The organism is Marinovum sedimenti (assembly GCF_054052205.1).
Map to the genome: position 1 here is coordinate 2522462 of NZ_CM133223.1, position 18452 is coordinate 2540913.

At 62.4% G+C, this 18452-nt stretch carries 17 protein-coding genes; 11 read left to right on the forward strand and 6 right to left on the reverse strand.

Features of this window, described 5'->3' with window-relative positions; all coding sequences use genetic code 11:
• Positions 1 to 7: 7 nt before the first annotated feature.
• Both ypfJ and ACW9UO_RS12140 read right to left on the reverse strand, forming a co-directional pair.
• Positions 8 to 853: a KPN_02809 family neutral zinc metallopeptidase gene (ypfJ, locus tag ACW9UO_RS12135; protein WP_457086062.1), complete on the reverse strand. Its 846-nt coding sequence runs from the start codon at positions 851 to 853 to the stop codon at positions 8 to 10.
• A gap of 127 nt (positions 854 to 980) precedes the next feature.
• Complete coding sequence (locus ACW9UO_RS12140) at positions 981 to 1364, reverse strand: SpoIIAA family protein (RefSeq protein WP_457086063.1); 384 nt, start codon at positions 1362 to 1364, stop codon at positions 981 to 983.
• A 307-nt stretch (positions 1365 to 1671) separates the two neighbouring features.
• Here ACW9UO_RS12140 and ACW9UO_RS12145 point away from each other — a divergent pair, with 307 nt between their 5' ends.
• The 4 genes from ACW9UO_RS12145 (at position 1672) to ACW9UO_RS12160 (ending at position 6308) form a co-directional block, all read left to right on the forward strand.
• Positions 1672 to 2862 carry a TIGR03862 family flavoprotein gene (locus ACW9UO_RS12145; RefSeq protein WP_457086064.1) on the forward strand — a complete coding sequence of 397 codons (1191 nt, stop codon included), beginning with the start codon at positions 1672 to 1674 and terminating at the stop codon, positions 2860 to 2862.
• Between the two features lie 27 nt (positions 2863 to 2889).
• Positions 2890 to 4065: an MFS transporter gene (locus ACW9UO_RS12150; protein ID WP_457086065.1), complete on the forward strand. Its 1176-nt coding sequence runs from the start codon at positions 2890 to 2892 to the stop codon at positions 4063 to 4065.
• 177 nt (positions 4066 to 4242) lie between these two features.
• The gene (locus ACW9UO_RS12155; protein ID WP_457086066.1) at positions 4243 to 5265 is read left to right on the forward strand and encodes an aspartate-semialdehyde dehydrogenase; all 1023 of its coding nucleotides are present in this window, start codon (positions 4243 to 4245) and stop codon (positions 5263 to 5265) included.
• A gap of 689 nt (positions 5266 to 5954) precedes the next feature.
• Positions 5955 to 6308, forward strand: a complete 354-nt coding sequence (locus ACW9UO_RS12160) for a hypothetical protein (RefSeq protein ID WP_457086067.1) — start codon at positions 5955 to 5957, stop codon at positions 6306 to 6308.
• Positions 6309 to 6326: 18 nt separating this feature from the next.
• Here ACW9UO_RS12160 and ACW9UO_RS12165 read toward each other — a convergent pair whose 3' ends face one another.
• The gene (locus tag ACW9UO_RS12165) at positions 6327 to 6980 is read right to left on the reverse strand and encodes a carbonic anhydrase (RefSeq protein WP_457086068.1); all 654 of its coding nucleotides are present in this window, start codon (positions 6978 to 6980) and stop codon (positions 6327 to 6329) included.
• Between the two features lie 151 nt (positions 6981 to 7131).
• Here ACW9UO_RS12165 and ACW9UO_RS12170 point away from each other — a divergent pair, with 151 nt between their 5' ends.
• The 4 genes from ACW9UO_RS12170 to speB all read left to right on the forward strand — a co-directional run bounded on the left by ACW9UO_RS12170 (position 7132) and on the right by speB (position 10897).
• Positions 7132 to 7506: a hypothetical protein gene (locus ACW9UO_RS12170; protein ID WP_457086069.1), complete on the forward strand. Its 375-nt coding sequence runs from the start codon at positions 7132 to 7134 to the stop codon at positions 7504 to 7506.
• Between the two features lie 146 nt (positions 7507 to 7652).
• On the forward strand, positions 7653 to 9059 hold the full coding sequence (locus tag ACW9UO_RS12175) for a leucyl aminopeptidase family protein (RefSeq protein ID WP_457086070.1): 1407 nt from the start codon (positions 7653 to 7655) through the stop codon (positions 9057 to 9059).
• 3 nt (positions 9060 to 9062) lie between these two features.
• Positions 9063 to 9950 (forward strand): C40 family peptidase, encoded by an 888-nt coding sequence (locus ACW9UO_RS12180; protein ID WP_457086071.1) that lies wholly within the window; start codon positions 9063 to 9065, stop codon positions 9948 to 9950.
• Positions 9947 to 10897 (forward strand): agmatinase, encoded by a 951-nt coding sequence (gene speB, locus ACW9UO_RS12185; protein WP_457086072.1) that lies wholly within the window; start codon positions 9947 to 9949, stop codon positions 10895 to 10897. Before ACW9UO_RS12180 ends, speB begins: the two co-directional genes overlap by 4 nt.
• A gap of 24 nt (positions 10898 to 10921) precedes the next feature.
• Here speB and ACW9UO_RS12190 read toward each other — a convergent pair whose 3' ends face one another.
• A complete protein-coding gene (locus tag ACW9UO_RS12190; protein WP_457086073.1) occupies positions 10922 to 11407 on the reverse strand; it encodes a DUF3576 domain-containing protein in 486 nt (161 codons plus the stop codon).
• A gap of 298 nt (positions 11408 to 11705) precedes the next feature.
• Between ACW9UO_RS12190 and ACW9UO_RS12195 the strand changes: the two genes are divergently transcribed.
• Both ACW9UO_RS12195 and ACW9UO_RS12200 read left to right on the forward strand, forming a co-directional pair.
• The gene (locus tag ACW9UO_RS12195; RefSeq protein ID WP_457086074.1) at positions 11706 to 12758 is read left to right on the forward strand and encodes a porin; all 1053 of its coding nucleotides are present in this window, start codon (positions 11706 to 11708) and stop codon (positions 12756 to 12758) included.
• Positions 12759 to 12878: 120 nt separating this feature from the next.
• Positions 12879 to 13541 carry a YggS family pyridoxal phosphate-dependent enzyme gene (locus tag ACW9UO_RS12200; protein WP_457086075.1) on the forward strand — a complete coding sequence of 221 codons (663 nt, stop codon included), beginning with the start codon at positions 12879 to 12881 and terminating at the stop codon, positions 13539 to 13541.
• 230 nt (positions 13542 to 13771) lie between these two features.
• Here ACW9UO_RS12200 and ACW9UO_RS12205 read toward each other — a convergent pair whose 3' ends face one another.
• Together ACW9UO_RS12205 and ACW9UO_RS12210 are read right to left on the reverse strand one after the other, a co-directional pair.
• Complete coding sequence (locus ACW9UO_RS12205) at positions 13772 to 16264, reverse strand: hybrid sensor histidine kinase/response regulator (protein WP_457086076.1); 2493 nt, start codon at positions 16262 to 16264, stop codon at positions 13772 to 13774.
• 76 nt (positions 16265 to 16340) lie between these two features.
• Positions 16341 to 17753 (reverse strand): pyridoxal phosphate-dependent decarboxylase family protein, encoded by a 1413-nt coding sequence (locus ACW9UO_RS12210; protein ID WP_457086077.1) that lies wholly within the window; start codon positions 17751 to 17753, stop codon positions 16341 to 16343.
• Between the two features lie 174 nt (positions 17754 to 17927).
• Between ACW9UO_RS12210 and hpaR the strand changes: the two genes are divergently transcribed.
• Entirely contained in the window at positions 17928 to 18380 is a 453-nt protein-coding gene (gene hpaR / locus ACW9UO_RS12215; protein ID WP_457086078.1) for a homoprotocatechuate degradation operon regulator HpaR, read from the forward strand.
• Positions 18381 to 18452 lie beyond the last annotated feature (72 nt).

An 18452-nucleotide genomic window follows, 5' to 3' on the forward strand; every position in this document is an offset into this window, starting at 1 on the left:
GCTGCGATTACAACCGGTTGGTGGAGAAGGTATCGCAAGCCTCCACCTGACCAGTCTCATAGCCATTGGCAAACCAGCGCGACCGTTGCTCGGATGTGCCGTGGGTAAAGGTGTGCGGCTGCGGCACCCGTCCGGCGCGTTTTTGCAAATAGTCGTCACCGATCCGCCGCGCCGCGTTCAGCGCTTCGTCGATGTCGCCGGGTTCGAGCAAGCCTTTGACCGAGCGCGCCCAGACACCGGACAGGCAATCGGCCTGAAGCTCCAGCCGCACGGTAAGCGCATTGGCCTCAGTCTCGCTCGCGCGTTGGCGTGCCTGTTGCACTTGCCCCAGAATGCCAAGCTCGTTTTGCACATGGTGCGCCACCTCGTGGGCAATCACATAAGCGGCGGCGAAATCGCCCTCGGCGCCCAATTCACGCGATAATGTGGCAAAGAAATCAGTGTCGAGATAGGCTTTCTCATCCGCCGGACAGTAAAACGGACCCGTCGCGCCGCTGGCATTGCCGCAGGGCGATTGCGTCACGCTGGAAAACAGCACCATCACCGGCGGCTCATAAGCGCGGCCGATCTGTTGCGGGAAAATATCGGTCCAGACATCTTCGGTGGTGGCCAGAACTTGCGAGGTGAACTGCGCCGCGCGCTCCTCTTCGGGCGAGATTTCGCGCGAAACGCGGGTTTGACTGCCGCCGCCCAAGGTGCCATCCAACAGCGGTGTCACGTCGATCCCAGTGAAATACCCCACCGCCAGAACGACCAAAAGCCCGACACCGCCGATCCCCCCCGCCTTGACACCCCCGCCGCTGCGACGGCGATCCTCGATATTGCGGCTGCTGCGGCGTCCTGTCAGGCGCATGGGGTCTCTCCTCGCTGTGGTGTGGCCAATCGTGGCGCGAACCGGGGGCAAGCCGCCCACAGACCACGCAGTCCGAAGGAACAACGGCCCAACCGCCCAGAAGTTCCCCGGTTTGGGTGCGGTCGGCTTAAGTGGCTGGTGTCGCGGTCAATTCCTGATCGAGCCAGTCGCGGGCGGCTTCCAATTCGCTGCGCTCAAACACCCGCATCCGCGCTGGCAAAAGCGCGCCCACTGCGCGGGCAATCGGGCTGATCCAGCCGATGTCGGTGACCAGCGCGATGTGGCTGATGTGCGGCACCGCCTTGAAATCAAACTTGATCCCCGGCAATAGGATCGACGGATCAAAGCCAGAGAAATGGTCCACCACCTCGATCATCTGCACCTTACCGTGGGTCGCGATAAACGCCTCCATCGGGTGGGCAATCTTTTCGTAATCCTCGCGGCTGATATGGCCGCTGACAGTGAATTCCACCCGCTTCTTTTCGGGGATTTCGGTGTAAGTGACGGTCATCTGGTCTCTCCTGTGCTGTGGTGTCCAGTCTGCCATCGCAATTGGCCCGCCGCCTTGATGCGGATCAACGTGAGCATCGTTCCCCGGCGTTGCGGGGGTGAAAACCTCCAGCGCGGCCACCCACCTGAGAACGCCCGGACTGTGCAGCCAAAGGCAAAGCGCGGACTGTCGGTCATGGGGTGCTTGTATCCGATCGCCCGCCGGGGCATCACGGGTGGCACTGTTTCAAGAGGTAAGCCATGGAATGTGATCACGCCAGTTGGCCGGAACCGGTGCGGCGGATCGTCGCTGCTGTTGGGGGTTGGTCATGAAGGTCGACGCGCTGGTCATCGGCGGCGGCCCTGCCGGGCTGATGGCAGCCGAGGCGTTGGCGCAGGCTGGGCACCGTGTGGTTTTGGCCGAGGCCCGGCCCTCGCTGGCCCGCAAATTCCTGATGGCGGGCAAATCCGGGCTGAACCTCACCAAATCCGAGGCTGCCGCGCCCTTCCTCGACAGCTACACCAACCGCACCGAGGCATTGCGCCCGATGCTGGCGGATTTCGGACCGGATGAGATGCAGCGCTGGGCCGAGAGCCTCGGGCAGGCGCTGTTCACCGGGCCAACCGGGCGGGTCTTTCCCAAGGCGATGAAGGCGTCGCCGCTGTTGCGCGCCTGGCTTGTCCGATTGGATGCCCTGGGCGTGGCGCGGCAGGTGCGCTGGCGTTGGCAGGGCTGGGACGGGGCGGACACCGTGTTTGACACGCCCGAGGGCCGGATCGCGGTGCAGGCGCACGTGACGGTGCTGGCGCTGGGCGGCGCAAGCTGGGCGCGGCTTGGCTCTGATGGCGCATGGGCCGAAATCCTGCGCGGCGAGGGCATTGCGGTCGCGCCCTTCCGTCCGGCAAACATGGGGCTCCGCGTCGACTGGTCCGATCATATGACGGCGCGTTTCGGTGCCCCGGTCAAAGGCGTGGCCTGGCACGCAGGGCCAGTGATGAGCCGGGGTGAAGCGGTGATTTCGGCGGGTGGCCTCGAAGGTGGTGGCATCTACGGGGTATCCGCTGCGGTGCGCGACGGCGCGGCGCTGACCGTTGATCTTGCTCCCGATTTCACCCTCACGGCGCTGACCGACCGGCTTTCGAAACCGCGCGGCAAGATGTCGGCGGCCAATTTCCTGCGCAAACAGGCGCGGCTTGATCCGGTGCAGCAGGCGCTCTTGATGGAGTTCGGCAGGCCGCTGCCCGAGACCCCGTTCAAGCTGGCCGAGCGGATTAAGGCGCTGCCGGTGCGCCATGCCGGACCGCGCCCAATGGACGAGGCGATCTCGGTGGCGGGGGGCGTTGATTTCGCCGCGCTGACGCCTGAGTTGGAGCTGCGCGCCCGCCCGGGCGTGTTCATCGCCGGCGAAATGCTGGATTGGGAGGCCCCGACCGGCGGATATCTCCTGACCGCCTGCATGGCCACTGGGCTTTGGGCGGGCCGGCACGCAGCGGCTTGCCTTGGCGCGCGGCGCGTGTAACTCAAGCCCGACAAAACGGGAGCCATCATGAACATCGGTCTTATCCTCCTCACGCTGAGCTATGTGTTCAGCCAGTTTTTCCGCTCGTTCCTTGCCGTTCTGGCCGAGGTGCTCGAGCGTGACATCGGGGCCTTGCCCGACGATCTGGCGACGGCGTCGGGCATTTGGTTTCTGGTGTTCGCAGCGATGCAGATCCCGGTGGGCAGCGCGCTGGACAAGATCGGGCCGCGCCGCACCGCGTCGGTCCTGTTCCTGCTCGGCGGGGCAGGCGGGGCAGCGGCCTTTGCTCTGGCCACCGCGCCTTGGCATGTGATGCTGGCAATGGGGCTGATCGGCTTTGGCTGTTCGCCTGTGCTGATGGCGTCGTACTACATCTTTGCCCGCACCCAGCGCCCGGCGATCTTTGCCTCGCTCGCCGCAACCGTTCTGGGCATCGGCACACTGGGCAATCTGGCCGGCACCGTGCCGCTGGCGCTGCTGGTCGAGGCGATCGGCTGGCGCGAAACGCTTTGGGCGCTGGCCGCTGTCTCGGCGCTGATCGCCGTCGGCCTGTTCTTTGTGGTGCGCGATCCGCCGCGCGCCGACACCGGCCACAAGGGCTCGGTGCTGGATCTGCTGCGGATGCCGGCGCTTTGGCTGATCTTTCCGATGATGTTCGTCAATTATGCTGCATCGGGCGGGCTGCGCGCCGTCTGGATCGGACCGTATCTGCGCGATGTACACGGGTTGGCGCAGGGCGCGGTGGGGCTGGCCACACTGGCGATGGGGCTGGCGATGATTGCGGGCACCTTCGCCTATGGGCCGCTTGACCGCTGGCTCGGCACGCGCAAATGGGTGGTGATCCCCGGCAATGTGATGGTGGTTCTGGGCTGCGGCGCGCTCTGGCTTTGGCCTGCGCCAGGCATGGCAGCGGCCATTGCGCTGTTCTGCATGGTCGGCCTGTTTGGCATGGCGTTTCCCCTGATCCTGGCGCATGGCCGCAGCTATGTGCCCGACCACCTCGCCGGGCGCGGCGTGACCTTGATGAACCTCTTCGGCATCGCCGGTGTCGGCGTGTTCCAAGTGGTCACTGGCCGCGTTCAGGACGCCGCCGCCGCCACAACACCCGTCGCCGAAAGCTACGCCCCGGTCTTTGCCGTTTTCGCGATCATCACCCTCATCGGCATCCTACCCTATTTGTTCAGCCGCGACCGTCTCGACTGATCCCCCTGCTTCTTCTGTTTATAAATACCGCGGGGGAGAGGCCGAAGGCCGAGAGGGCAGAGCCCCCACACTGCGCTGACCTTGCCACAGGCGATGCCGCAGTGCAGCATCACCCCCCTTTCCTCTTGCCGCGCTCTGCGGTATCAGGCGCGCACCAAATGCAAAGGAAAGGGTACCATGGGTTATCGAATCGTCGTCGCAGGCGCCACTGGCAACGTGGGCCGCGAAATGCTCAACATCCTCGCCGAACGGGGCTTCCCGGTCGATGAAATCGCAGTGCTGGCCTCGCGCCGGTCGCTGGGCACAGAGGTGAGTTTTGGCGACAAGACGCTCAAGATCAAGGACATCGACGGGTTCGATTTCTCTGGCTGGGACATGGCGCTCTTTGCGATCGGCTCTGACGCCACCAAGAAATACGCCCCCATCGCGGCGGCGGCGGGCTGTGTCGTCATCGACAACTCCTCGCTCTATCGCTACGACCCCGATGTTCCGCTGATCGTGCCCGAGTGCAACGCCGACGCGATCCACGGCTATTCCAAGAAAAACATCATCGCCAACCCCAACTGCTCGACCGCGCAGATGGTTGTGGCGCTCAAGCCGCTGCATGACCGCGCCAAGATCAAACGCGTTGTGGTATCGACCTATCAGTCGGTGTCCGGCTCGGGCAAAGAGGCGATTGATGAGCTCTGGGATCAGACCAAGGCGATTTACAATCCGACCACGGAATACAAGCGCAAGGTCTATCCCAAGCAGATCGCCTTCAACGTGATTCCGCACATCGATGTCTTCCTCGACGATGGCTCGACCAAGGAAGAATGGAAGATGGTCGCCGAAACCAAAAAGATCATCGATAAATCGATTAAAGTCACCGCAACTTGTGTGCGCGTGCCGGTTTTCGTGGGCCACTCGGAATCGATCAACATCGAATTCGAAGAGTTTCTCGATGAAGACGAGGCGCGTGACATCCTGCGCGAAGCGCCCGGGATCATGGTGATCGACAAGCGGGAAGACGGCGGATACGTCACCCCAATCGAATGCGTCGGTGATTTCGCCACCTTCATCAGCCGCATCCGGCAGGATTCGACCATCGACAACGGTCTGAACCTGTGGTGCGTCAGCGACAACCTGCGCAAAGGCGCGGCGTTGAACGCGGTGCAGATTGCCGAAACTCTGGGCAACAAGGTCCTGAAAAAGGGCTAATCCAGCGCGTCGCTAAAGCTTTGAAAAGGGGTGCCTCGGGTGCCCCTTTTTTTTATGCTCTGTCCTGCCGTTAGGGGCTGACGTCGCCTGCGTCCTTGCCCAAAATCCGTTGTTTCAAATGGCCCGGGGCGGCGCGTTTGGCTGGCGCATCTGGGCGTTTTCCCTGCGGACAGGGGCCAGGGCCGTGCAGAGGCGCGCACCGCTAGGCATGCCCAACAAAGCCAAGCATCTCCTGTCCTCGCCGGATTCACTTCGGGCGGGGTGCAGTCTGGTGTGCGGATCTAGCCACCAGTCTCTCCCCCGGCGCGACAGGCCGAAAACCGGTGCGAGGATTGCCTGCATCAGGGCCAAGAGCGCCTCAATCGCGCTCATCAACCCGCGCGCAGGCGGCAAAGTCGCAGTCCGTGAGTGGCCCAAGACCTGTGAAAACCTCATATCCCGTCGACTTGCGACTCGCTTCGCCACAGTCTGTAAAAGCCTATGCAGTTTCAGGGTGATTAATTGAATCATCATACCACTTAAAATTGCATCACAAGGTTAACAGACGGTAAACGCACCCCAGATTGACGTAATATTCACACATTAGACAGAATATGTTGAATTCGGAGGAATATGCGCAATATTTGAAAAATGAGGCCTCGTTGCTGCCACATTTAGATGGGACGCTTGGCACATAGGAGGCTTAGACAATGATACATCCACAGGACATCGCCCCACCGACGGGGCCCTCACAGACCCGCTGGCGCGGTCCGCAGGCAAGCAATCGTCTGGATTGCGAAACCGGGGTTCTGCTTCGCACCTTGCTTGAGCCGGTGTTTCAGCAAGCCACAAGCTGGGGAAACTTGCGCCGCAAGCTGTCTGGCAAGGGTTTTGGGCTAAGGTTCCACGACGGTCGGCTGGTTCTGACCGACAAGGCCAGCGACGAACGCATTTGTTCGTGCAAGTTTCTGGGCCATTCGCTGCAATCACTCAGCACCAAGCTGGGCCGGGCGCGGGTCATGGCCTCGACCCAAGGCATGGGACGTGGCACGCTGCTGGCCTAAGCCGCAGCGCGCATCCTCTTATCCGACGGGCCGGAACTGGCCCGATGCCGGATGAAATTCTTCCAACGCGCCTTCGCCAATGCCGGTCCACAGACCGTGCAGCGAAAGCTCTCCTGCTTCGACCCGCTCCGACACAAAGGGGAAGGTCATCAGGTTTTCCAGTGAAATCACAACCGACCGCTTTTCTAGCGCGCGTGCCTGTTTTTCGCCGGGCTCAACAGTCTTGATCGACTCATACCCCGGGCGCAGGATATCCATCCAGCGGCCGACGAAGGAATGCGGCTTTTCAAGCTCTGGCGCTTTGCCGTTGCACATGTCGATACAGCCCTGCACCCCGCCACATTGCGAATGCCCAAGCACAATCAGATGCGCCACATTCAGCGCCGTCACCGCGTATTCCACCGCGGCCGATGTGCCGTGGTGATCGCTGTCGGGCGCATAAGGCGGCACAAGGTTGGCGATGTTGCGGTGAATAAAGAACTCGCCGGTGTCCGCGCCAAAGATCGAGGTCACATGCACCCGGCTGTCGCAGCAGGAAATCACCATCGCACGCGGATGTTGTCCGTCGGTGGCGAGGCGTTTGTACCAAGCGGCGTTCTCGGCATAATCGGTGGCTTTCCAACCCTGATAGCGCTGCACCAGATATTTGGGCAGAGATTTCGCATGTTCCATCGGCGCTGTCCCATCTTTTCATCTGGCCACGGGTGATACGCGCAAACTGCTACGAATTCGAGCGAAATAATGCAGCCGCAGAAAGGTTTCCCAAATCAGTTTGCTCTAGATCGGTCTGTGCCGTGGGGGCAAGAGTGAAAGGTAGGATCCGATGGAACAGATAAACAGGCTTGCGCCGCAAGAGGGCGTTCGGCTTGATGAGGCGCGGATCGAGGCGCTGTATCATCAGATGGGCGACCAAGGGGCCGATGACGTGGTGTGCCGCGCATTGGAGGAGATCGCCGTTCGGATCGCCTGTGCCGCGAAACTGCGCCTGGACGGCAAGATTGACGAGTTGCGCAAATGTCTGCGCTCGCTGTCAAAGATTGCCGAGCAGGTCGGGATGGTGGCGCTTGCCAGTGTCGCGCGCGATGTGTGCCAGTGCATTGATCAGCAGGACACCGTTGCCATTGCGGCCACCTTATCGCGCCTGGTGCGCACGGGAGAGCAATCGCTGACCGCGATCTGGGATTTGCAGGACTTCTAGACAGGACTTCTAGACTGGACGTTTGGGCAGACCTCTTGGACAGGCGGTCTCGCCGGGGGCAATCGTTGGCCGTCACGCGCGGCGCCCCTTGCAGGCACCACCGGGCAGGCTAGGCTGCAGAAAAGGTTTTTTCCGGAGTGTGCCCCATGTCGCAAGACAATCCCATGATGTTTGCCGATCCCGATGCCGCGGCGATCCCGCTGGCGCTTTTGACCGTCGAGGCGTTCGATGGTTGGAAACTGGCGCAAGAGCCAAGCGCGCGGGGCTGGGCCGAAGCCAATGGATTTACCGCCGGGCCCGGTCAGACCCTGCTGTTTCCGGGCGAGAATGGCGCACCCGAGGCGGTGCTGGCCGGGGTTGGCTCTGCCAAAGACCGCGCGCGCGGGCGATTCGCCCTTGCTGCGGTGGCGCAGAACCTGCCCGACGGCACGTATCAGATTGAAAGTGGCCTGCCTGCGGACCCGGCCGACATCGAGGCCGAGCTTTTGGGTTGGCTTTTGGCGGGCTATCGGTTTGACAAATATCGCGCTGCGACCGGCAAATCGGTGCGGCTGGTGGCCCCGTCGGGGGTAGACACCGCCCGGATCGAAGCCATTGCCGCAGGCGAGGCGCTGACCCGCGATCTGATCAACACGCCCGCCAATGACATGACGCCGGATGGGCTTCAGGCCGCTGCGGCGGCTCTGGCCAGCGACCATGGGGCCAGCTGCACGGTGATTGGCGGCACCGAGCTGTTGGCCGAAAACTTCCCGTTGATCCATGCGGTGGGCCGCGCGTCGGATTGTGCGCCTCGCCTGATCGACATGCGTTGGGGCAAGGCCGGGCCAAAGCTGACCTTGGTGGGCAAGGGCGTGTGTTTCGACACTGGTGGCCTCAATCTCAAGCCCGGCGCATCCATGGGCCTGATGAAGAAAGACATGGGCGGCGCGGCGACGGTTCTGGGGCTGGCGCAGATGATCATGGCGCTGGACCTGCCGCTGCAATTGCGGGTACTGATCCCGGCGGTCGAGAATTCGGTCTCTGCCGGCGCCTTCCGTCCCGGCGACATCCTGACCTCGCGCAAGGGGCTGACGGTCGAGATCAACAACACCGATGCCGAGGGGCGCTTGGTTCTGGCCGATGCGCTGGCGCTGGCCTGCGAGGAACCATCGGACATGGTGATCTCGATGGCCACGCTGACCGGCGCGGCGCGGGTCGCGGTAGGCCCCGATCTGGCACCGTTCTACACCGATGACGAGACCGCAATCCGCCTCGAGGCAGGCGGGCGCGAGGCGCACGATCCGCTATGGCGGATGCCGTTCTGGGATCCATATGAATCGATGATTGAACCGGGGATTGCCGATCTCGACAATGCGCCCAAGGGCGGCTTTGCCGGATCGATCACCGCCGCGCTGTTCCTGCGCCGTTTCGTGACCGAAGAGACCCGCTATGCGCATTTCGACATCTACGGCTGGCAACCCGAGGCCAAACCGGGCCGCCCCAAAGGCGGTGTCGGCATGGGCGCGCGGGCAATTCTCGCGGCGCTGCCGGAGCTGTTGCAGCTGGAGGACTAAGCGATGAACACCGACAGGCGGGTGCTGAAATCCAACGGGCGTGTTGCGCACAGTTCGCTGCGCGGCACGGTCGAGGCCGCGCATTTCACCGATGGCGAACGCTGGCAGGTGGTGGCGGACCGGGTGGCGGTCATGGACGCCGATGGCGTCAAACGCGAACGCGAGATGATCCTCGGGCAGGGGTTTCAGGAGTTGGAGGTGCGCGACCGGATGGCCTTTGGGTTCTGCGAGCACAACGGCTATGTCGGCTATGTCGACACGCTTGGCCTCGCGCGGAATATGCCTGCGCCGACGCATAAAGTGGCCGCGTTGATGAGCTATTCCAAGGCCGCGCCCGATCTGAAAGCGCGCAACGAGGTTTCTTTGCTGTCGCATGGAGCGCTTGTGACTGTGCTAGGCCAGCAGGACGATTGGAGCGAAATTGTCACCTTTGCCGGTGACGAGGGCGGCCCGGCGTCGATCTGGGTGCCCTCGCAGCATCTGGAACCGATTGCGCAGCTCAAGGATGATCCGGTGGCCGTGGCCGAGATGTTTGTCGGCACGCCGTATCTTTGGGGCGGCAATTCGGTGTTTGGCTTGGATTGCTCGGGGCTGGTGCAGGCCGCGCTGCACAGTTGCGGCTATACCTGTCCCGGCGACAGCGATCTTCAGGAGGCGGCGCTGGGCGTGACCTTGCCCAAGGAGGTGCCGCTGCGGCGCGGCGATCTGTTGTTTTGGCCGGGGCATGTGGGGATCGTGGCCGACGAACGCACGTTTCTGCACGCCAACGCCCACCACATGGCCGTGGCTTATGAGCCGTTGGACGCGGTTTTCGCCCGCATTGGCCGCCACGGAGCGGACTCAGTGCGCCGCCGCGCGCGGCTTGATCCGGCACAGAAAGGGACGCAATGACCGAGGATTTCTTTACACCGGTGTCCGGCATGGACCTGCCGCGCTTTGCCGGGGTGCCAAGTTTCATGCGCCTGCGGGTGGTGCAGCCCGGCCATGCGCGGTTTGACGATGTCGATATCGGCATCATCGGCGTGCCTTGGGACAGCGGCACCACCAATCGCCCCGGTCCGCGCCACGGGCCACGGCAGTTGCGCGATGCCTCGACCATGATCCGCGCCGAAAATGCCGCCACCCGCGTGCGCCCGTTCGAGGCCGCCAATTGCGCCGATCTCGGCGATGTGGGCATCAACCCGGCGGATATTGACGATTCGATGGATCGGATCACCGCTTTTTACGAAAAGCTCGCCCCCGCAGGCATCCGGCCGCTGACGGCGGGCGGCGATCACCTGACCTCGCTGCCGGTTCTGCGGGCGCTGGCCAAGGACGCCCCACTTGGCATGGTGCATTTCGATTCCCACACCGATTTGTTTCACAGCTATTTCGGCGGCACAATGTACACCCACGGCACCCCGTTCCGCCGCGCCATCGAGGAAGAGCTGCTTGATCCGCGCCGGGTGGTGCAGATCGGCATTCGCGGCACGGCCTATGACTTTGAGGACCGCGACTTTGCCGAGGCGGTCGGGGTGCGGGTGATTCCGATTGAGGAGTTCTTTGCCCGTGGTGTGACCGATGTGATGGCCGAAGCCTGCGAGATTGTCGGCGAGGCTCCGGTGTACGTCAGCTACGACATTGATTTCGTCGACCCGGCGTTCGCGCCCGGCACCGGCACGCCGGAAGTGGGCGGGCCGAATGCGTTTCAGGCGCTGCAGGTGGTACGGGGATTGTCGGGCCTCGATATCATCGGGGCTGACATGGTCGAAGTGTCGCCGCCGTTTGATAACAGCGGGGCCACCGCCTGGCTCGGCGTGTCGATCATGTTCGAACTGCTCTGCGTGATGACCCGTTAGGGGCAGTGGCTAGGAGACAGGGGCTTACAGCCCCTTGTCTTGCGCCCGGATCTGGCGCGCGCGCGTCAGGATGGCATCTTCGATGGCGCGCACGGTTTCGGCGCTGACCGGACCCGCCCGGGTTTGCAGCGCGAGATTGAGCGAACGCGCATCAAGCGCCGGGTCGGTGACGAAAATCGTGGCGCGATAGGCGCGGCCGCCGCCCGGAGGGGTGCCATAGCCAGTGGTGATCACGCCGGTAAACGGGTCGACCGATTCCACGGGAAGGAAATCGAGCACCTCAAGCGAGGCGTTCCAGATGTATTTGTTGACCCGTCCGACAGTGGAGCGGTCCTGCGGGCCGCGGAAAAAGTCCCACAGGGTCGAGCGTGGCGCGCCGCGGCCTTCATAAAGCTCTTCGGCCAAAACCTCGTCCGGGTCGCGCCCGGGGCCGAACTGCGTGCCACAGGCGGTAAGGACAAATGCGGCACCAGCCAGAAGAATCACGGCTTTTCTGGATATGGCGATCATCTTTGCTCCTGCGCGGCGGCTTCAGTTGGGTTCAACGTCTTCAATACAAGCCATAACAAGCAACGACAAGATACTCATTCGCAATCGCTTTTCAGTGCATTTTGAGGGGGCGAAACCACTGTAGTAATATGCGGCTGTCCGGCGGGCCAATTTCTTGTGACAATTGCGCATCACTCAAAGCCTTGTTGCCGCCACGATTTCGGCACGCGCTTGCATCAGGAGGGGCAGAAGGTGCAAGACAAGCTCATCAAGGCCGGGCGACCGGTTTGGTACGTGCACAAGACACATGAGGGAAACAATGAAAAATATTCTTTTTGCTACCACGGCACTGGTCGCAACTGCCAGCTTCGCTTCCGCTGAAGTATCCGGCTCCGGCCCCGGCACAATCAACATCACCGGTTCCGCCGAAATGGGCGTAATGGGCGGCGAGTCCATCGACATGTTCGGCCCGTTCGCAATCGGTACAACCGATGTTGACGCGCAATTCCACACCGACATCGACATCACTTTCGCGATGACCGGCACAGCTGACAACGGCCTGACTTTCGGCGCGTCGGTTGACCTCGACGAAGGCGGCGCGGGCGCAGCAGCTCACGCAAACGACGCAGACGATGGCGGCGCGACAATGTTCGTATCCGTTGGCGGCGCGACACTGACAATGGGCGACACCAACGGTGCACTCGACCAAGTCATGCGCGAAGTTAACTATGCTGGCGGTTCGCTCGGCGACAACGAAGAGCACATCGCATTCGGTGGCTTCGGCAACAACGGTCTCGACGGCTTCTACGACGGTCAGATCGCTCGTTTTGACTATGCTTTCGACGGCTTCACCGGCTCCCTGTCGGCTGAAATCGACGACTCCGGCAACGACAACCCAGTTTGGGGTCTCGGCGCTCGTTACTCCGGCGAAATGTCCGGCGTTTCCTTCGGCGTTGGCCTCGGCTACCAAGCTGTAAGCGAAGTCGGCACCGTTACCTTCATGGGTTTCCCGGTTGGTACAGACGCATCCGTTTCGCTGGTTGGTCTGTCGGTTGACGCAGGCTTCTCGAACGGCGTGACCGCTGGCTTCACCTACACCGTTGCAGACATCGACGGCGACGAAGCAACTCACGGCGCGCTCGGCCTCGGCTACGAAATGAACGCTCTGGCAATCGGTGTGAACTACGGTCACTACACCATCGACGGCGACGAGTACACTTCGGGCTTCGGCCTCGCGGCGTCCTACGACCTCGGTGGCGGTCTGTCCGCTCAAGCCGGCTACGGCGCTTCGACTGTTCGTGAAACCTTCACCGCATCCGGTGATGACGAAAACGGCAGCAGCTGGTCGCTCGGTCTGGCAATGTCGTTCTAAGAACGTCTTAAGCCTTACTTAGTTAAGAGCGGGTCTTCGGGCCCGCTCTTTTCGTTTGTGCCCCCTTTTCCTTTCCCGCATGGCAATGTTAGCAACGGTCCAGACAACAAGGGCCGGGATATGGGACTGACAGACATCACCGCGCGCATGCACAAGGCCGAGATCGCCTCGGGCCGTGCAGAGGGCAGCACCACACTTATTGCCGTATCAAAAAAGCAGCCGGATGCGCGGGTGGCAGAGGTGTTGGACGCCGGCCACCGGGTCTTTGGCGAGAACCGGGTGCAAGAAGCGGCGGGCAAATGGCCCGACTTCCGCGAGGCCTATGACGGGATCGCGCTGCACCTGATCGGCCCGCTTCAGACCAACAAAGCCCGCCAAGCGATGGAGCTGGCCCAGGCCATCCATTCCGTTGACCGCCCGAAACTGGCCACCGCTCTGGCGCGACTGGCGCAGGAAATCGGCCAGTGTCCGGACCTGTTTGTGCAGGTGAACACCGGGGAAGAGCCGCAAAAGGCCGGGGTTCTGCCTGCTGACGTTGATGGGTTTATTGCCGACTGCCGCAAACTTGATTTGCCGGTGCAGGGTTTGATGTGTATCCCGCCGGTAGAGGAGCACCCCAGTTTGCACTTTGCTCTGCTGGCGAAGTTTGCGGCGCGCAACGGGCTGGCGGGGCTCTCGATGGGCATGTCGTCGGATTTCGAGCAGGCCATCGCCCTTGGCGCGACACATATCCGGGTCGGGTCTGCGATCTTTGGCGAACGCCCAACACCACCTCAGGCGTAACGCGGCAAACCTATACGTTCGTATAGGCTGCATATCCGTTTGGGTAGGTGGGTATACGACTGTCCTCCGGCGCCGGGATTCATATCGTGTAAAAGGAATGTGGGCACCTCCTCACTGCGACCCCGCCACTGTGCGGGAGGGGGAGGCACACGGTTACGTTCTGAGCGCTCTGCGTTCATCACTCACGGGACACACCGTTGGCGGGCGGCCAGATGACTGGGCGCCCGCCGTCACTTTGCGGCAGCGGCTTCCGTACCATCCAAAGATTCGATCACCTGAGTCAGACGCGCAATCGCGTTGGTCCACGTCCCGGCGTCGGGATCGTTTTTGGCTCTGCCCTGCATCGCAATCAAAGCGGCGTGCAGGTCGGTTTCGCCAAAGACCGCCGCAGTGCCAGCCGCTTGGTGGCAGCGATAGTCCACCTCGGCCGGATCAGGCTTGGACGTTGCGAGCCAAGCCACCAAAGCGTTCATTTCCGTCAAGAACCGCCGCCGCAGATCCGGCGGGATTTCCACCGGGTCCTCGTTTACCAAAGGCACCGAGGAGAGCAGGCCGATGTTGGCCAAAAGCTCCACAAGGCTCTTTTTCATCAACGGTTTGGTCAACGCGTGCTGCATCCCCGCAGCAAGAAAGCGGCGCCGGTCTTGCGGCAGCACATTGGCCGAAAGCGCCACAATCGGGACCGTCGCAGATGCGCCCTCAGAGGATCGTATCGCCGCTGTGGCCTCGATCCCGTCCATCTTGGGCATCGCGATGTCCATCAGGATCAGATCAAAGCGCTGCGCTGTGGCCATCTTGACGCCCAACTGCCCATTGCGCGCCACATCCACTTTGTGGCCCATGCCCCGCAGCATATCGCGGGTCAGTTCGAGGTTGATCTGGTTGTCTTCGACCACAAGGATGCGCAACGTTTCCGCCGCTTCTTTCGGCACGATGGCGGGGCGCGGCTTTGGCGGCGCGGCGCTTGGCGGGGCCGGAAACCGGACCCAGAACACGCTGCCCTCGCCGGGGGTGCTTTCAACGCCAATCTCGCCCTGCATCGCCTTGACCAACCGGTAGGCAATCCCAAGCCCAAGGCCGGTGCCGCCAGTCTTGCGGCCAAAGGATGGATCGGTGGTGCGAAAGTCGTCAAACACATGCGGCAGGTCTTCGGGCGCAATGCCGGTGCCCGAGTCGATCACCCGCAGCTCCATCTCGCCCGAACCATCAGATTTGGCACGGCGGTGGTATTCCGCCTCGACCGAAACCTCGCCGATATGGGTGAATTTCAGCGCGTTGGAAACCAGATTGAGCAAGATTTGCTGCAACGCTGATTTGTCGCTGCGGATCCACTCCACCGGCGGCCCGATCCATGTCCAACTAAGCTTGTTGCCCTGCTCCATTGCACGGCTTTCCTGCCCGTCAACGATGTCTTGCAGCAGTTGTTCAACCTGTAGCGGCTCGTCATTCAGGCTGATGTTGCCGGTGGCAAACCGCGTGAGGTCAAGTACGGCGTCGACGTGATCCATCAAAACCTGCCCCGAGATGTCCATGTTGCGGACATATCGCGCCTGATCGGTCTCAAGCGTGCTGTCCTGCAACAGGGCGATATTGCCGAGGATGCCGTTCAGCGGCGTGCGGATTTCGTGGCTCATGACAGCGAGGAACTGCTCTTTGGCCTTCTCGCCGGCCAGCGCGCGGTCACGGGCTTCGGTCAGGTCACGCTCGGCGGTGACATTGGCCGAGATGTCGCGCAGGAACCCGATAAACAGCGGGGCCTCATTGCTTTGGATTTCGCGCAGAACCACCTCGACCGGGAAATTGCTGCCGTCTGCCCGCCGCGCCTCAAGGCGCACCCGCCCGCTTCCCAGCAGGCGGTGAACGCCGGTGTTGCGCGCCCGCTGCATCCCGGTTTCATGCGCCTCGCGCAGCGCGTGCGGCACGATTAATTCGCCCACGGTTTTGCCCCGAACATCCATCAGCCGATAGCCAAAGATATCCTCGGCAGCTGCGTTCATCTCGATAATACAGCCATAGGCATCAGTCAGGATCACGCCATCAATCGAGGCCGACAGCACCGCGTTCAGCCGTGCGTTGGTTTCCCCAAGGGCGCGCCCCTGCCGCAAGGCGCGTTTGCGCACCCTGTTGGAATACAGCGACAACACGCAAAGCGCCGTCACCATCGCCACCGTGACAATGGCAAGCCGCAGCAAGGTCCAAGAGATCGTATCGCGGCGCGCATCAGAGATCCGCGCGAACTGGGTCAATCCGATGGTCGACAGGCTGCGCACATTATCGGCAAGCCCACGCGACGCCCGCAGCAGGGCCGGCACGGCGCTCACCAGATCGGGGTCATTTGCATCGATCACCGGCGCATGACCATCAAGGAAATCGCGCACCGTGGTCAGCACGCCAGAGAATTCCGGCGTGCGCCGCAGGTCAATGTAAATCCGCCCGTTTTCCAGAGTGTCGATCCGGCTGTAGAAGATGTCAAAGGCTCTGCGCACCTGCTCGGGGGCGGGTGGATCTGTGGTTGCCGCCGCGTCCAACGTCGCGAGAAACTTGAGGAATTCAACCTCGGATTGGGCGATGCTCCACTGCACATTGTCGGAGTTGGCGGTGGACAACAGCCGCAGATCCCGCGCCACCTGACCGGCCAGCATCACAACGGCCAAGGCCGACGCCACCGCGAGGCCCAGCAAAAGAGCGATGCCGATGCGTTGTGTCAGGGCGGAGCGTTCCATCGCGGCCAAGACTAGACCAGTTCAGCGCGGGGCGGAAACCCCAAGTGGTGTGTCAGGTCGCGCCAAACCGCAGATTTCACAGGCCTTTGCGCGCGATTTCGGTGATCACATCAAAGGCCAGCGCCACGTCGGCCTCGGTGCAGTCAAATTGCCCGGCCTGAAAGCGGATCGCCTTGTCGCCCTTCACCAGCGTCTGGGTCAGATAGATGCGGCCATCATCGTTGATCGCATCCACCAGCCGTTGGTTCAGCGTGTTCAGATCCTCGGCCACCTGCGGCGCATAACGAAAGGTAAACAGCGATAGCACCGGCTCGGTCACAATCTGGAAATCCGGCTCTGCGCCCAGCCGGTGACACAGGTTTTGCGACCAGGCAACGTGGTTGCGCAGGCGTGTCCGCAGGTCTTCAAGTCCGTAAGAGCGCAGCAAAAACCAGATCTTCAGCGCGCGGAACCGGCGGCCCAGTGGAATCGACCATTCAGAGTAATTGACGATCTCGGCGTCGCTTGTGGTTTTGAGATAGTCGGGCTGGATCGCCAGCGTCTTGCGCAGGGTGTCAGGGTCGCGGATGAACTGGATCGAGCAATCGAACTGCGCCCCGAGCCATTTGTGCGGGTTGAACACGATGCTGTCGGCGCGCTCTGCCCCGGCCCAAAGCTTGCGGAACTCGGGGCAGATCATCGCGCTGCCCGCCCAGGCGGCATCGACATGCACATAAAGATCATGCGCCTCGGCGACGTCCATCACACCGGAAATCTCGTCACAGGCCCCGGTCGAGGTGCCGCCGGTGCAGGCGATGATGCCCGCCGGTTTGTGCCCCGCCGCGATGTCCGCCTCAATGGCGTGGCGCAGCGCCGCGTTGTCCATTGCGCGCATCGGGCCAGTGGTCGGGATCCGCACGAGGTTGTCCGCCCCGATCCCGGCAAACCAGATCGCGCGGTCAATCGAGGTGTGCACCTCGTCCGAGCAATAGATCCGCAGCACCGGCTGCCCCGACAGCCCCTGTTGCTTGCCCGCCCAGTTCAGCGCCCGTTCCCGCATGCAAAGCACCGCCGATAGGGTGGCCGACGAGGCACTGTCCTGGATCGCGCCGGTGAACGCCGTGGGAAGACCCAGCGATTGTCGCATCCAGTCGACCATCCGGGTTTCCATTTCGGTCGCGGCAGGCGAGGTTTGCCACAGCATGCACTGCGGTGCGATCACCGAGGTCAGGAAATCCGCGAGCATCGAGGGCGGCGTCGCGTTGGCGGGGAAATAAGCAAAGAAGCGGGGGTGTTGCCAGTGGGTGATGCCGGGCAGGGCGATGGTTTCAAAATCCTCAAGGATTGCCTCCATCGCCTCGCCACTCTCGGGGGGGGCGTCGGGCAGCGCGTCGTAAACTTCGCCCGGTTTTGTACGGGCGCGCACCGGCCTGTCGCGCAGCGTTTGGTGGTATGTCGCGCCCCAATCAGCAATGTCGCGCCCGTGGCGGGCAAAGGTGTTCCAGTCCATAAGTTCCCCCTGATGCGCCAGTTCACCTGCACGGCGTCGTGCAATCGCACAGGCCGTGATCCCATGCGAAAGACCGCAGGCCAAGCCAATTTTAATTGCGATGTTAATTAAATGACGCACGCGCGTCCATCTATTTTGCTGGCTTGGTTGGGCCGCAGGGCATAAACTTTGGAAATGACAGATGATGCGCGCGACGTTCCCCCGATTGACCTGCCGCCAACGCAGCAGTCTTTGCCGATCGCGATGATCCGCGCGCGTGAAAAGCTTATGGGCCCGATCCGCGATATGCTTCAGGCCTCGGGGTTGACCGAACAGCAATGGCGCATCCTGCGCGTGCTCGAAGAATACGGGCCGCAGGACGCCACGAAACTGGCCGAACGCTCTAGCCTGTTGATGCCCAGCCAGACCCGGATCGTGCAGAACCTGTCGGAAAAGGGCCTTGTGTCGCGCAAGACAAGCACCGAGGACCGTCGCAGGCAGGTGGTGACGATCACGCCCGAGGGCCGCAGCATCCTTGTCGAGAATGCTGAACAGGCGCGGGCGATTGCCGGCCAGGTGCGCACCGCACTTGGCGATGAAAAGGTGCGACAACTGCTGGCGCTCTTGGATGATATTGTGCGCATGTAGCGCAGCCAGACCCGCACCCCTGCTGTGCTTTAACCTTGCATCAATACCGCGCCTGCCGCAAAACGGCGGGAA

Excerpts from the sequence above, each read along its gene's own strand:
- ACW9UO_RS12145 (WP_457086064.1), top strand. The coding sequence starts at position 1,672 with ATGAAGGTCGACGCGCTGGTCATCGGCGGCGGCCCTGCCGGGCTGATG.
- ACW9UO_RS12205 (WP_457086076.1), bottom strand. The coding sequence starts at position 16,264 with ATGGAACGCTCCGCCCTGACACAACGCATCGGCATCGCTCTTTTGCTG.
- ACW9UO_RS12190 (WP_457086073.1), bottom strand. The coding sequence starts at position 11,407 with ATGATCGCCATATCCAGAAAAGCCGTGATTCTTCTGGCTGGTGCCGCA.
- ACW9UO_RS12160 (WP_457086067.1), top strand. The coding sequence starts at position 5,955 with ATGATACATCCACAGGACATCGCCCCACCGACGGGGCCCTCACAGACC.
- ACW9UO_RS12210 (WP_457086077.1), bottom strand. The coding sequence starts at position 17,753 with ATGGACTGGAACACCTTTGCCCGCCACGGGCGCGACATTGCTGATTGG.
- ACW9UO_RS12140 (WP_457086063.1), bottom strand. The coding sequence starts at position 1,364 with ATGACCGTCACTTACACCGAAATCCCCGAAAAGAAGCGGGTGGAATTC.
- ACW9UO_RS12195 (WP_457086074.1), top strand. The coding sequence starts at position 11,706 with ATGAAAAATATTCTTTTTGCTACCACGGCACTGGTCGCAACTGCCAGC.
- ACW9UO_RS12150 (WP_457086065.1), top strand. The coding sequence starts at position 2,890 with ATGAACATCGGTCTTATCCTCCTCACGCTGAGCTATGTGTTCAGCCAG.
- speB (WP_457086072.1), top strand. The coding sequence starts at position 9,947 with ATGACCGAGGATTTCTTTACACCGGTGTCCGGCATGGACCTGCCGCGC.
- ACW9UO_RS12180 (WP_457086071.1), top strand. The coding sequence starts at position 9,063 with ATGAACACCGACAGGCGGGTGCTGAAATCCAACGGGCGTGTTGCGCAC.
- ACW9UO_RS12170 (WP_457086069.1), top strand. The coding sequence starts at position 7,132 with ATGGAACAGATAAACAGGCTTGCGCCGCAAGAGGGCGTTCGGCTTGAT.
- ACW9UO_RS12200 (WP_457086075.1), top strand. The coding sequence starts at position 12,879 with ATGGGACTGACAGACATCACCGCGCGCATGCACAAGGCCGAGATCGCC.
- ACW9UO_RS12175 (WP_457086070.1), top strand. The coding sequence starts at position 7,653 with ATGTCGCAAGACAATCCCATGATGTTTGCCGATCCCGATGCCGCGGCG.
- ACW9UO_RS12165 (WP_457086068.1), bottom strand. The coding sequence starts at position 6,980 with ATGGAACATGCGAAATCTCTGCCCAAATATCTGGTGCAGCGCTATCAG.
- ACW9UO_RS12155 (WP_457086066.1), top strand. The coding sequence starts at position 4,243 with ATGGGTTATCGAATCGTCGTCGCAGGCGCCACTGGCAACGTGGGCCGC.
- ypfJ (WP_457086062.1), bottom strand. The coding sequence starts at position 853 with ATGCGCCTGACAGGACGCCGCAGCAGCCGCAATATCGAGGATCGCCGT.
- hpaR (WP_457086078.1), top strand. The coding sequence starts at position 17,928 with ATGACAGATGATGCGCGCGACGTTCCCCCGATTGACCTGCCGCCAACG.